Origin of the sequence: Streptomyces sp. HM190 (assembly GCF_009857135.1) — a bacterium.
Taxonomy (GTDB): Bacteria; Actinomycetota; Actinomycetes; order Streptomycetales; family Streptomycetaceae; genus Streptomyces; species Streptomyces heilongjiangensis.
Genome location: NZ_CP047318.1, coordinates 2,819,333 through 2,832,966, shown reverse-complemented (window position 1 = coordinate 2,832,966; position 13,634 = coordinate 2,819,333). Strand labels below are relative to the sequence as shown.

The window sequence follows — 13,634 nt, the reverse complement described above, 5'->3', positions numbered from 1 at the left end:
CTTTGATCGTTCATCGTGCGAACTCAGACGTGTTGAATGCTGCTCATCCGAGCGGATATCGCGGCTCCCGTACCGCGCCGCCTTCAAGAGGTGAACGCTTCGGCGTTCGTCTCCTTGCCAAGCCTTGACTTTCGATCTGCTGGCGGACGGGTGGTTACAGGCTCATGACGCGCAAGTGGACGTACCCAGGAGCCTTCGATCTGGGTATGTTCCTCGCCGTCAGGGCAGCCACCGCGTCCTCAAGGAGTTGGGACCCGTGTCGGAAAACAAAGATCCCCACGCAGGCCACGTAGCTCACAGCGTTGAGGGCGTGAAGTTCGTCTATGACTTCACCGAAGGCAACAAGGACCTCAAGGACCTCCTCGGTGGCAAGGGCGCGAACCTCGCCGAGATGACCAACCTCGGTCTCCCCGTGCCCCCCGGCTTCACCATCACCACCGAGGCCTGCAAGGTCTACCTCGACAGCGGCGACGAGCCCGCGGCACTGCGTGACGAGGTGAGCGCGCACCTCGACGCCCTCGAGACGAAGATGGGCAAGAAGCTCGGCCAGGCCGACGACCCGCTCCTCGTCTCGGTCCGCTCCGGCGCCAAGTTCTCCATGCCCGGCATGATGGACACCGTCCTCAACATCGGCCTCTCCGACAAGTCGGTGCAGGGCCTGGCCAAGCAGGCCGGCGACGACCGCTTCGCGTGGGACTCCTACCGCCGCCTCATCCAGATGTTCGGCAAGACCGTCCTCGGCGTCGACGGCGACCTCTTCGAGGAGGCCCTCGACAAGGCCAAGGAGGCCAAGAAGGTCACGGTCGACACCGACCTGGAGGCCGCCGACCTCAAGAAGCTGGTCACCGCCTTCAAGAAGATCGTCAAGAAGGAGGCCGGCCGGGACTTCCCGCAGGACCCGCGCGAGCAGATGGACCTCGCCATCAAGGCGGTCTTCGACTCGTGGAACGGCGACCGCGCGAAGCTCTACCGCCGCCAGGAGCGCATCCCGCACGACCTCGGCACCGCCGTCAACGTCTGCTCGATGGTCTTCGGCAACCTCGGCCCCGACTCCGGCACCGGCGTCGCCTTCACCCGCGACCCCGCCTCCGGCCACCAGGGCGTCTACGGCGACTACCTGCAGAACGCCCAGGGCGAGGACGTCGTCGCGGGCATCCGCAACACCGTCCCCCTGGCCGAGCTGGAGTCGATCGACAAGAAGTCGTACGACCAGCTGATGCAGATCATGGAGACGCTGGAGAACCACTACAAGGACCTCTGCGACATCGAGTTCACCATCGAGCGCGGTCAGCTGTGGATGCTCCAGACCCGCGTCGGCAAGCGCACGGCGGGCGCGGCCTTCCGTATCGCCACCCAGCTCGTCGACCAGGGCCTCATCGACGAGGCCGAGGCGCTCCAGCGCGTCAACGGGGCGCAGCTCGCGCAGCTGATGTTCCCCCGCTTCGACGAGGACGCGAAGGTCCGGCAGGTCGGCCGGGGCATCGCCGCCTCGCCGGGCGCGGCCGTCGGCAAGGCGGTCTTCGACTCGTACACCGCCGTGAAGTGGTCCCGGTCCGGCGAGAAGGTCATCCTGGTCCGCCGGGAGACCAACCCCGACGACCTCGACGGCATGATCGCCGCCGAGGGCATCCTGACCTCGCGCGGCGGCAAGACCTCCCACGCGGCCGTCGTCGCCCGCGGCATGGGCAAGACCTGTGTCTGCGGCGCCGAGGAGCTGGAGGTCGACACCAAGCGCCGCCGGATGACCGTGCCCGGCGGGCACGTGGTGGAGGAGGGCGACCTCATCTCCATCGACGGCTCGTCCGGCAAGGTCTACCTCGGCGAGGTCCCGGTGGTCCCGTCCCCGGTCGTGGAGTACTTCGAGGGCCGGATGCACGCCGGCGCCAACGACGCCGACGAACTGGTCGAGGCCGTCCACCGGATCATGGCCTTCGCCGACCGCAAGCGCCGGCTGCGGGTGCGGGCCAACGCCGACAACGCCGAGGACGCGCTGCGCGCCCGCCGCTTCGGCGCCCAGGGCATCGGCCTGTGCCGCACCGAGCACATGTTCCTCGGCGACCGCCGTGAACTGGTCGAGCGGCTGATCCTGGCCGACACGGAGGCGGAGCGCGAGGAGTCCCTGAAGGCACTGCTCCCGCTGCAGAAGCAGGACTTCGTCGAGCTGTTCTCGGCGATGGACGGGCTGCCGGTGACGATCCGTCTCCTCGACCCGCCGCTGCACGAGTTCCTGCCCGACATCACCGAGCTGTCGGTCCGGGTCGCCCTGGCGGAGTCCCGCCAGGAGCCCCACGAGAACGAACTCCGGCTCCTGCAGGCCGTCCACCGGCTCCACGAGCAGAACCCGATGCTGGGTCTGCGCGGGGTCCGCCTCGGCCTGGTCATCCCCGGCCTGTTCACCATGCAGGTGCGGGCCATCGCTGAGGCGGCCGCCGAGCGGAAGAACGCCAAGGGCGACCCGCGCGCCGAGATCATGATCCCGCTGGTCGGCACGGTCCAGGAGCTGGAGATCGTCCGCGAGGAGGCCGACCAGGTCGTCGCGGAGGTCGAGGCGGCGACCGGTACGCAGCTGAAGCTGGCGATCGGCACCATGATCGAGCTGCCGCGGGCCGCGCTGACCGCCGGTCAGATCGCGGAGGCGGCGGAGTTCTTCTCCTTCGGCACCAACGACCTCACCCAGACGGTGTGGGGCTTCAGCCGGGACGACGTCGAGGCGAGCTTCTTCACCGCCTACCTGGAGAAGGGCATCTTCGGCGTCAGCCCGTTCGAGACGATCGACAAGGACGGTGTGGGCTCCCTGGTGAAGCTGGCCGCCGAGGCCGGCCGCGCCACCCGCCCCGACCTCAAGCTGGGCGTCTGCGGCGAGCACGGGGGCGACCCCGAGTCGGTCCACTTCTTCCACGAGGTCGGTCTCGACTACGTCTCCTGCTCCCCGTTCCGCATCCCGGTGGCCCGCCTGGAGGCCGGCCGCGCGGCGACCCAGTCGGAGGGCAGCGACCACCGCTAGCGGGTACCGCGAGGCTCCCGCCTCGCCCCGGACCCCGGAACCGCCGTTCGTCCCCGACCGACCCTCACCGATGGGCGGCGGTTCCGGATCACGAGGAGAGGGCGGCACCCCGTGCGGGGGGTGCCGCCCTCTTCTCGTGCCCGGCGAGGACGCGGGCCGTGTGCCGTACGCCGACGGGGTACTCGTGCCGGGCCCCGGCGCGGGAAACCCCGTGGCCCGCCGGGCCGGGCTGTCGGTAGCGTCGAGGGACCGCCGACCGCTCCGGGCTGTCGGCCCGTTCCCCGAGGGTGGGTTCCATGAGCACGCCGCGCCGGACCTCGTCCGGGACGACCACGCTGTGGCGTCCCACCGGTCCCGAGGAGCTCGCGCTGGTGCGGGAGTCGGGCTGGAGGGCCTGGCCGCCGCGCCTTCCGGAGCAGCCGATCTTCTACCCCGTCCTCAACGAGGACTACGCGCTACGGATCGCGCGGGACTGGAACGTGAAGCACAGCGGGGCCGGTTTCGTGACGCGGTTCGAGGTCGAGACCGGGTTCGTGGGCCGCTACCCGGTGCGTCAGGCCGGCGGCGAGACGATCCTGGAGCTATGGGTGCCCGCCGAGGAGCTGGACGAGTTCAACGCGCACATCGTGGGCGCCATCGAGGTCACTCACGCGTTCCGCTGAGCAGGCCGCCGCGCGCACGGGCCGGCCGGGGGATCGGCACCGGCGACGCGGCCCCGTCCCGCCGGTCGCCGATCTCCCGCAGCACCCGCACGAGTTCGTCGTTCAGCGCGTCACTGATCTGCTGTGCCTCGGGTGTGTCCACGTGCAGCGTGTTGACGTGCAGACCCTCCGCCGTCCGGTGGAACCAGTGGCTGACGCCGTTGCCGCGGGCCGCCCACACGTGCATCGTCGGGTTCCACAGGGGGTGCCGCTCCCCGCCGGGAGTCCTGCGGAAGTCGATGTACGAGAAGAAGTTCACCGCGAACGGCCAGTGGTGCAGGGAGAACGCCTCCGGCGCGAGCAACTCCCAGGCCCGCACGAAGGGGACGGCCGTGTGCCGCTGCATCTCGGTGTACGCGGCCCGCACCCCGGCCATGGTGGCGGCGTGGCCCTGGACGCCGTCCTCGCCCGCCGCGCCCACCTCGAACTCGATGGGCATCGTGTTCACGAACCAGCCCACGGAGTGCTCCCACACCGCCTCGCTCCGCTCGCTGACCGGCAGCAGCCCCCGGTACACCGCCGGGCCGCCCAGCCGGCGCTGCGCCGTCGCGGCAGCGGCCAGCACCCCGGTGAAGACACTGCCTCCCGCCGCCCGGGCACCCGCCGCGAGGGCCTCCGTCCGCTCGGCGTCCAGCAGCCGGTGGCCGCGGTTCACCAGCGGGTACAGACGGCCGTCCGGCACCCCGATGTCGAAGGGGAACCGGGGGAAGAACCCGCCGTTGCGGGCGATGAAGCCCTTCCAGTACGCCAGCCGCTCGTCGTCGGGCCGCAGGGCCGACCAGCGGCGGCGCTGGGTGTCCCCGAAGGTCAGATAGCTGGCCACGGGCGGCAGTTCGGGGCGACGGCCGCCGGCGAGCGCCGAGTACGCCGTCTGGAGTTCGTTGACGACCACGGGCATCGACATGCCGTCGCACACGATGTGGTCGAAACAGAGGTAGACGGTCGTGTGCGACTCCCGGACCACCGCCCCCATCAGGAACAGCGGCCAGGACAGGGTGTCGAGGCTCTTGAACTCCTTGTCCAGATGGGTGTGCAACTCCTCCGGGGTCGGGAAACGGCCGACCTCCTCGGCCTCCAGGGAGATGGAGTCGGGGGAGAGGGCCGTGCAGTTCAGATCGCCGGCCAGCCGTCGGAACTCACAGCGGAGCACCTCGTGCCGGCGGACCAGGAGGAGGAAGGAGGATTCCAGCGCCGCGACGTCGAGCGGGCCGTCGATCTCGAAGGTGATGGTGATGGAGCTGGCGATGCCGTCACTCGTGCTCCGCGTCGCCTGGGACGACGAATGGTGCTTGTCCTGGTTGAAGGAGGCGGACGTGCGCGCGACGGCCTGGTCCTCCTCGCCGGAAAGGGGCGAGCGCTGGGTGCGCAGGGACCAGGACAGCACGGTTCCGGGCGCGATACGGGCATCGGTGAAAGGAATCTGCAGCACTGCGGGGCTCTCTGTTCTGGTGCACGGGGGGGAGGGGAAAGGGGGGCAGGGAGAAGGGGGGAACGAGAAGGGGGAAGGGCGGTGGGGCAAGGGCGGTACGGGACGGGGGAGGAGGGTCAGCTCGGGCGGGACGGGAGGGGCACGAGGGTCAGCTCGGGCGGGACGGGGGAGGAGGGTCAGCTCGGGCGGGACGGGAGGGGCACGAGGGTCAGCTCGGGCGGGACGGGGGAGGAGGGTCAGCTCGGGCGGGACGGGGGAGGAGGGTCAGCTCGGGCGCGACAGGAGGGACACGAGGGAACGCACCGCCGTGTCGACGCCGTCCTCGGAGCGGATCACCGGCGCCATCTCCGTCGCCCGGTGCAGCAGACTGCGGTCCTGAACCGCCCGGCCGATCGCCTCCGCGAGCCGTGCCGCCGTGAGGTGCCGGGCGGGGACGGGGGCGGGGGCCACGCCCAGCGCCCGCATCCGCGCGGACCAGTGGGACTGGTCGCCCATGTGGGGGCAGAGGACCTGGGGGCGGCCCGCGGCGAGGGCGGCTCCGACGGTGCCGGTGCCGCCGTGGTGGACGACCGCCGCCGTGCGCGGGAAGAGCCAGTCGTGCGGCGCCTCCCTCAGCGTCAGGACGTCACGGGCCGGGGGGCCGGACTCGATGCCGCCCCAGCCCGTCGCGACGACGGCACGCACCCCCGCGAGCCGCACCGCCTCCCTGACCAGGGCGTTGTTACGGCGCGCCCGGGTGCCGGTCATGCTTCCGAAGCCGATGTAGACGGGTGGCTCCCCCTCGTCCAGGAACCGGGCCAGCTCCGCGGGCGGCGTCCAGTCGGGGCGCCGGGGCAGGAACCAGAAGCCCGTGGTGCGGACGGCGTCGCCCCAGGCCGGGTCGACGGGGGTGACCTGCCGGCTGAACGGCTGCAGGACGGGCCGCCGTCTGCCCTCCGGGTCGCGCAGCCACCGGTGGGCGCCGTGCCGGCGTGCCGCGAGCCCCAGTTCCGTGGTCCGCCAGCGCTCCACCTCGCGGGAGCGCTGGGCCGCCGTCACCAGGGCGTAGGTGCCGCGGTTCAGCGGGCGCGGCACCCTGGGCAGGGGCAGCAGCGGGCAGGGGAACTCACCGGTGGGGATCCAGCCGGGCTGCAGGGCGACGACCACGGCCGGCACGTCCAGCATGTCCGCCACGTGCTGGGCCGGGAACGCCGCCGAGTGCACCACCGCCGCCACGTCCCCGTGGTCGTGGGCGATCGCGGCGACATCGCGCAGCGGGGGAATCATCAGCCGTCTGAGGCGGGCGACCGTCCGGGCGGCCGCGATCTTCCCGCCCACGCCCGACAGTCCGCTGTCGACGGTCCGGCGGGCTTCCGGCACGTCGAGGATCCGGGTCGGGCCGTCGTCGACGGCCGCGAAATCCACCCCGTACGCGGCGGTTTCGGCCGCGTAGGACGACGGGGCGGCCAACAACGGTGTGTGGCCGTGGCGACGGAGCGCCACGGCCAGTGCGAGGAAGGGTTGTACGTCCCCGCGAGTACCGCATGCCGCGAGGAGAACCTTGCGCGGGCGGATGCCGGCTCCGGGGCGCGCCGGCCCCGATTCTTTGGGCAAGACCACGCGCAGAACCTAGCAGAAGGGAAATCGAACGAGTTTGGTGTGCAAAAGGGTTCGAAACTCCCCGGAACGGCTCAGGTGCGGAACGGGCCCGTCACCTCGTACGTGATGCCGCCCGACGAACTGCCGCTCGTGCCGCGCTGGCTGGAGAAGTACAGCCGGCTGCCGTCGGGGGAGAAGGCCGGGCCGGTGATCTCCGAGGAGGACTGGCCGTCGACGCGGAGGAAGGCGGCGACGACGTCGTCCGGGGTGATCACGCAGATCTCCATGGTGCCGCCGTCCTCCGCGACGAACAGGTCTCCGGAGGCCGTGCCGGTGACGTTGTCGACGCCGGTGAGCGGGGCGTTGCCGCCGGTCACCAGGGAGTCGTCGTAGGCGAGTTCGATGGTCTGCGCGGCCGTGTCGTACTGCCAGACGCGGTTGTCGCCCTTCGTCGTGAACCAGCAGGTGCCGTCGGCGTAGTGGCAGCCCTCGCCGCCGTTAAAGCGCTTGGCGCCGGAGACCTGGTTGCGGGTCGCGGTCGCCCCGGACGGGTCGGGGACCCTGGCCCAGGTCACCGGGCCGCTGGTGCCGGTGCCGGCCACCAGGACCTCCAGCGTGCCCGACGACAGATCGCCCCAGGTCGTCGGCCGGAAGCGGTAGAAGCAGCCGTCGGTGACGTCCTCCGTCATGTAGACGACCCCGCGCTCCGGGTCGGCGGCCGCCGCCTCGTGCTTGAACCGGCCCATCGCGTCCCGGCGCACGGCCGCCTTCACACCCCACGGGTCGGTCTCGTAGACGTATCCGCGGTCGACCTCCTCACAGGACAGCCAGGTGTTCCAGGGGGTCTTCCCGCCCGCGCAGTTCGTCCGGGTGCCCGACAGGATGCGGTACGCGGAGGTGACCGTGCCCGTCGCGGAGAACCGCACCGCGCTCGCCCCGCCGGACGGGCTGATCTCCGAGTTGGAGACGTAGATCCAGCCGCTGCCGTCCGCGTAACAGGCCCCGCCGTCGGGCGCGTTGTGCCACGTGTACGACGTGCCGGGGACCCGCTGGCCGGAGCGGGCGACGACCCGGCTGGTGAAACCGCTCGGGAGCCTGATGCCGTTGGCGTCCGGCGCGCCGAGCGCGCCGTACGGGCCCGCGCCGGGCTGGGCGGGCGCGGCGTACGCGGCGCCGCGCCACAGGGTTCCGCCGAACGCGGTCGAGGTGCCGCCGAGGACGGCCGCGCGGAGCAGGGTACGACGTTCCACTGTCGCTCCAAGGGTGCGTGGACCGGCCCGCCTGCCGGTCGGCGGCGGGGTCGCGCGGTGTCGGACCCTAGGGCAGCGTGATGGACAGAGCATGGACAATCAGTGGCCGCGCGGGGACGTTCTCGGACGGCCCGCTGAGGGGAGCCGGGGCCGCGCCCCGCCTCCGTCCGGCCCGTGGAGTGCCTCACCCGCAGACAATCGTCCCGCCCGCTCCTACGCTGACGGTGTCAACGGCTGTTTTCGAGAGGGTGGTGGCATGGCGGGGTGGAACGTCGGCGACATTCCGGACCAGCGTGGGCGTACCGCTGTCGTGACCGGCGCCAACAGCGGCATCGGCTACGCCACCGCCCGTGTACTCGCCCGGCGGGGCGCCCGGGTCGTGCTCGCCTGCCGCAGTGCGGAGCGGGGCCTCGCCGCCCTGCAGCGGATGCGCGCCGAGGTGCCGGGCGGCCAGGTCGAGTTGCTGCGGCTGGACCTCGGGGACCTCGCGTCGGTGCGGGAGTTCGCCGCCGCGTACGAAGAGGCGTACGAACGGCTCGACCTGCTGATCAACAACGCGGGCGTGATGGCCGTGGCGGAGGGCCGTACCGCCGACGGGTTCGAGACGCAGTTCGGCACCAACCACCTCGGGCACTTCGCGCTCACGGGCCTGCTCGCGCCGCTGCTGCTCGGCACCGCCGCCGCGCGGGTCGTGACCCTCTCCAGCGGGATGCACCTGCGGGCCGACATCGACCTCGACGACCTGAACACCGAGCGCAGGTACGGGCGCTGGCTGGCGTACGGCCGCTCCAAGACGGCCAACCTGCTGTTCACGCACGAGCTGGCCCGGCGGCTCGCGGCCGCCGGTTCCGACGTCGTCGCCGCAGCCGCCCATCCCGGTTACGCGGCCACGAACCTCCAGACCGCCGGGGCCAGGGCGGAGGGCCGCAAGGGGACCGAGCGGTTCATGCGGGTCGGCAACCGCTTCTTCGCCCAGTCCGCCGACGCGGGTGCCCTGCCCACCCTGTACGCGGCCACCGCGCCCGGCGTCGCCCCCGACTCCTTCGTCGGCCCCCGGTTCCTGATGTGGGGCGGCGCGACCACCGGCTCGCCGCGCGCCCCCTGGACCCTCGACGACCGGGCCGGCCGACTCCTGTGGGAGCGCTCGGAACAGCTGACCGGCGTGACGTTCGACCAGCTGAAACCCTGAGCGCACACGGCGGCGCCGGAACGGTCCGTGCCGTTCCGGCGCCCACGCGTGACGGGTGAGCGGTTACGACGTCCGCACCTCGTACGTCCTGATCCGCACCGCCTCGTCGTCGAGGCACTGCCCGTTCTCCAGGTCGAAGCGCTGCTTCAGCAGGGGGGAGGCGACGAACGGCCGGCCCTGGTGCGAGCCGGTGAGGCCGCGGGAGAGGACCGCCGCGCCGCCGAACGGGTCGCGGTTGTCGACGGCGTACAGGGTGCCCGCGCGGTCGCGGAAGACGGCCACCTGCTCGCCGTCGGGCAGCAGGGCCGCCACGCCGCGGCCCGGCAGCAGGGCGCTCAGGTCGCAGACCGTGAGCCAGCCGTCGGCGAGCCGCAGTTGGACCTTCAGGTCGGTCGTCTCGGGTGCCAGGGTCATCGCTGGGCGGTTCCTTCCAGGACGTCTTCGGCGGGGCGCAGGCCGATGGACAGGAGTGGCAGGTCGGGCTTGATCTGGTCGCGCTCGGGCACGAAGCCCACGACCGGGTCGGGGGTGTCCGGCGCGTTCACGAAGGACACGAACCGGGCGAGTTTCTCTGGGTCGTTGATGGTGTCGGCCCACTCGTCGCGGTAGTGGGCGACGTGCGCCGCCATCAGCGACTCCAGTTCCTCGCAGATGCCGAGGGAGTCCTCCACCACCACCTCGCGCACGTGGTCCAGTCCGCCCGGGATCCGCTCCAGCCAGGTCGACGTGCGCTCCAGCCGGTCCGCCGTGCGGATGTAGAACATCAGGAAGCGGTCGATCAGCCGGATCAGTTCGGCGTCGGAGAGGTCCTGCGCCAGCAGGTCCGCGTGGCGCGGGGTGGCGCCGCCGTTGCCGCCGACGTACAGGTTCCAGCCGTTCGTGGTGGCGATGACGCCGAAGTCCTTCGACTGGGCCTCGGCGCACTCGCGGGCGCACCCCGACACCGCCGACTTGAGCTTGTGCGGGGAGCGCAGGCCCCGGTAGCGCAGCTCCAGGTCGATCGCCATGCGCACGGAGTCCTGGACGCCGTAACGGCACCAGGTCTGCCCGACGCAGGACTTCACCGTCCGCAGGGACTTGCCGTACGCGTGGCCCGACTCGAAGCCGGCGTCCACCAAACGCGTCCAGATCAGCGGGAGTTGCTCGACGCGGGCGCCGAACATGTCGATCCTCTGACCGCCGGTGATCTTGGTGTAGAGGCCGAAGTCGCGGGCGATCTCCCCGATGACGATCAGGCCCTCGGGGGTGATCTCACCGCCGGGGACGCGCGGGACGACCGAGTACGAGCCGTTCTTCTGGAGGTTGGCGAGGAAGTGGTCGTTGGTGTCCTGGAGAGCCGCCTGCTCGCCGTCCAGGACGTAGACGTCGGCGCCGATCGTCGGGGCGAGGGAGGCGATGATCGAGCCGACCGTGGGCTTGCAGATCTCGCAGCCGTCGCCGCCCCGGGCCTCCTCGCGGCCGTAACGGTCCAGCAGGTCCTGGTACGTGTTGACGCGCAGCGCCAGGACGATCTCGTACAGCTCCTCGCGGGTCTGCGAGAAGCAGCCGCACAGGCCCTTGTCGACGACGACACCGCCCGCCTCCAGCTCGGCGTTGACCAGCTGGCCGAGGACCTTCACGCAGGAGCCGCAGGTCGTGCCCGCCTTGGTGCACTTCTTCACCTCGGGCACGGTGGTGCACTGGTGGTCGGTGACGGCCGCGCGGATCGTGCCCTTGCGGACGTTGTTGCAGGAGCAGATGATCGCGTCGTCCGGCAGCGCGGTCGGGCCGAGCTGGGCGGACTCCCCGGCGCCGGCGGGCAGCACCAGCGACTCGGGGGAGACCGGCGGGACCGAGCCGGTGAACGCCTTCAGCGTGCCGTACGCCTCCGCGTCGCCGACCAGGATGCCGCCGAGGAGCGTGCCGTCCCTGCCGATGACCAGCTTCTTGTACAGACCCGAGCGGGAGTCGGAGTAGACGACGTCCAGGCAGTCCGCGGTGGTGCCGTGCGCGTCACCGAAGGACGCGACGTCCACACCGAGCAGCTTCAGCTTGGTGGACAGGTCCGCGCCGGTGAACGACAGTTGCTCCGCCTCGTCGGCGGCGATGGTCGCGGCGGCCGTCTCGGCCTGCTCGTAGCCGGGGGCCACCAGGCCGTACACCCGGCCGTCGGCGGCCAGCGCGCACTCGCCGATCGCGAAGACGTGCGGGTCGGAGACCGTGCGGCACTGCTCGTCGACGGCGATGCCGCCGCGTTCGCCGACCGTCAGACCGCAGTCGCGGGCGAGCTGGTCGCGGGGACGGACACCGGCGGAGAACACCACCATGTCGGTGGCGAGTCCGGAGCCGTCGGACAGCTTCATCCCGGTGACCGCGCCGTCCTCGCCGACGACGATCTCCTGCGTGCCCACCCCGGTGTGCACGGACAGGCCCATCTCCTCGATGGTCCGCAGCAGCGCCGCGCCACCGCCCTCGTCGACCTGCACCGGCATCAGCCGCGGCGCGAACTCCACGATGTGCGACTCGATCCCGAGGCCCTTGAGCGCGCCCGCGGCCTCCAGGCCGAGCAGACCGCCGCCGACCACGGCACCCACCCGCGCCCGGCTCCTCGCGTACTCCTCGATCGCGAGCAGGTCCTCGATGGTGCGGTAGACGAAGCAGCCCTCGGCGTCCTTGTTCGGGACGGGCGGCACGAACGGGTACGAGCCGGTGGCGAGGACGAGGACGTCGTAGTCGAAGACCTGCCCGGACCGCGCGGTGACCTTGCGGGCCTCGCGGTCCACGATGACCGCCGGGTCGCCGACGTACAGCTCGATGCCGTGGCCCTCGATGAACGCCATGTCCGTCATCGACAGGTCCTCGGGCGTCCTGCCCGAGAAGTACGAGGTCAGTGCCACACGGTCATAGGCGGGGCGCGGCTCCTCGCACAGCACGACCACGCGGTGCGTGGCGGTCAGGCCGCGCTCGGCGAGCGCTTCGAGGAAGCGCTGGCCGACCATGCCGTGGCCGACGAGCACGATCGTGGGGTTCGCCCCAGTGGCGGTCATCAGGAGCCTCCATCGTTGGTGAGCAGGTGGAGCAGAGGGCCGTTGTCGGGGAGCGGCTCTGCTCCCTCCCAGGCGCGGGCGAGCGCGCCGACGGTGCCGAGTTCGCCGACGAGCACCCCGCCGACCAGGCGGTCGTCGCGGACGACGACCTTGCGGTAGGTGCCACGGGTGGCGTCGGCGAGCTGGATGACGTCGTCACCGGGCCGGGGGTCGGGTTCGCCGAACGCGGCGAGATCCAGGAAGTCCTGACCGGCGAGCGTCAGCCGGGTCAGGGCGCGGGTGCCGGTGTAGCGGGCGCCCGTGTCCCCCGCCAGCAGCTCGGCGAGCACGTCGGCCTGTTCGAGCGCCGGGGTGGCGAGCCCGTAGACCGTGCCCTCGAACTGGGCGCAGTCGCCGATGGCGTGGATGTGCGGGTCGGAGGTGCGCAGCTCCTCGTCGACGATGACGCCCTTGTGCACCGCGAGGCCCGCGTCCTGGGCGAGGCCCACCCGGGGGTGGACTCCGCAGGCGATGACCACGAGGTCCGCGTCGAGCGCGTACCCGTCGGCCAGCGACACGGACCGCACGCTCCCGCCTACGCTGCGCACCGCGCGCACCCGGGTCTCGGTGTGCACCTCGACCCCCAGCTCGGTGAGGTGCCGGTGGACCAGCTTCGACGCCGACGGGTCGAGCTGGCGCTCCATCAGCCGCTCGCCCTGCTGGGCGAGGACGACCTGGGCGCCGCGCTGGGCGAGGGCCCGCGACGCGGAGACACCGAGCAGCCCGCCGCCGATGACGACGGCCCGTACGCCCGGCCGTACCGCCTTCGACAGCCCCAGGCAGTCGTCCATGGTCCGGAAGGCGTGCACCCCCTCGGGGAACTCGTGCCGCTCGGGGTCCCACAGGCCGCGCAGTGGTGGCAGCACGGGGTTCGAACCGGTCGCGAGGACGAGGGTGTCGTAGGCGACCCCCGTACCGTCCGCGAGATGTACGGCTCGCATCTCGCGGTCGATACGGACGACCCGGCCCCGTGTCAGCCGCGGGGGCGCGGGCAGCGTGATGACCTCGGGCGCGTACCGCCCGGCCAGGACATCGGCGAGCAGCACCCGGTTGTACGGTGTGTGCTCCTCCTCGCCCACCAGGGTGGCGGGCACACCGAGTTCTCCGAGCCGCCGGGCGAGACGTACGCCCGCGAGGCCGGAGCCGATCACCACCACACGCTCGTTCGAGGTCATGTCCCTGAGCGTGCGGTGCCGGTGTTACCCGACCGCATCACCCCTGTTTCCCGCGAGGAACGCTGCCCTCCCCATGGCGCGCACGGGAGTGTGAGGGGTTTCCCGAGGGCCGGGGCGGGGTGTGAGAACAGCGCCCGGACCGCCGCTGACCTGGGGGACGGTCGTGATGCGGGCGTATACGGGAAGGCGGAGCCCGAGCGTCCCGCCGGTGCCCGGACCGGTGGGCGACCTCAGAAAACGCTC

Annotated in this window: 9 protein-coding genes; 3 read left to right on the top strand and 6 right to left on the bottom strand. The window is 71.8% G+C overall.

The genetic code is table 11. From position 1 onward, the window contains the following. Positions 1 to 256 precede the first annotated feature (256 nt). Both ppdK and GSY65_RS11795 read left to right on the top strand, forming a co-directional pair. The gene (gene ppdK / locus GSY65_RS11800; protein ID WP_443043208.1) at positions 257 to 3,004 is read left to right on the top strand and encodes a pyruvate, phosphate dikinase; all 2,748 of its coding nucleotides are present in this window, start codon (positions 257 to 259) and stop codon (positions 3,002 to 3,004) included. Positions 3,005 to 3,300: 296 nt separating this feature from the next. After that, positions 3,301 to 3,666 carry a hypothetical protein gene (locus GSY65_RS11795; protein ID WP_159767292.1) on the top strand — a complete coding sequence of 122 codons (366 nt, stop codon included), beginning with the start codon at positions 3,301 to 3,303 and terminating at the stop codon, positions 3,664 to 3,666. Here the strand turns inward: GSY65_RS11795 and GSY65_RS11790 are convergent. The 3 genes from GSY65_RS11790 to GSY65_RS11780 form a co-directional block, all read right to left on the bottom strand. After that, the gene (locus tag GSY65_RS11790; protein WP_159767291.1) at positions 3,647 to 5,134 is read right to left on the bottom strand and encodes a condensation domain-containing protein; all 1,488 of its coding nucleotides are present in this window, start codon (positions 5,132 to 5,134) and stop codon (positions 3,647 to 3,649) included. The two genes, GSY65_RS11795 and GSY65_RS11790, sit on opposite strands and share 20 nt — an antisense overlap. 264 nt (positions 5,135 to 5,398) lie before the next feature. Then, entirely contained in the window at positions 5,399 to 6,733 is a 1,335-nt protein-coding gene (locus GSY65_RS11785) for a glycosyltransferase (RefSeq protein ID WP_268978195.1), read from the bottom strand. Positions 6,734 to 6,804: 71 nt separating this feature from the next. Continuing rightward, entirely contained in the window at positions 6,805 to 7,962 is a 1,158-nt protein-coding gene (locus GSY65_RS11780) for an alkaline phosphatase PhoX (protein WP_159767290.1), read from the bottom strand. Between the two features lie 256 nt (positions 7,963 to 8,218). Between GSY65_RS11780 and GSY65_RS11775 the strand changes: the two genes are divergently transcribed. Beyond that, on the top strand, positions 8,219 to 9,151 hold the full coding sequence (locus tag GSY65_RS11775; RefSeq protein WP_159767289.1) for an oxidoreductase: 933 nt from the start codon (positions 8,219 to 8,221) through the stop codon (positions 9,149 to 9,151). Positions 9,152 to 9,214: 63 nt separating this feature from the next. Here GSY65_RS11775 and nirD read toward each other — a convergent pair whose 3' ends face one another. Genes nirD through GSY65_RS11760 form a run of 3 tightly spaced genes read right to left on the bottom strand, consistent with a single transcriptional unit; the run spans position 9,215 to position 13,391 of the window. Continuing rightward, entirely contained in the window at positions 9,215 to 9,565 is a 351-nt protein-coding gene (nirD, locus tag GSY65_RS11770; RefSeq protein ID WP_159767288.1) for a nitrite reductase small subunit NirD, read from the bottom strand. Then, a complete protein-coding gene (nirB, locus tag GSY65_RS11765) occupies positions 9,562 to 12,177 on the bottom strand; it encodes a nitrite reductase large subunit NirB (RefSeq protein WP_159767287.1) in 2,616 nt (871 codons plus the stop codon). The genes nirD and nirB overlap by 4 nt, the downstream gene beginning before the upstream one ends. Next, positions 12,177 to 13,391, bottom strand: coding sequence for an NAD(P)/FAD-dependent oxidoreductase (locus GSY65_RS11760; protein WP_159767286.1), 1,215 nt, complete (start codon positions 13,389 to 13,391; stop codon positions 12,177 to 12,179). The genes nirB and GSY65_RS11760 overlap by 1 nt, the downstream gene beginning before the upstream one ends. Between the last annotated feature and the right edge of the window lie 243 nt (positions 13,392 to 13,634).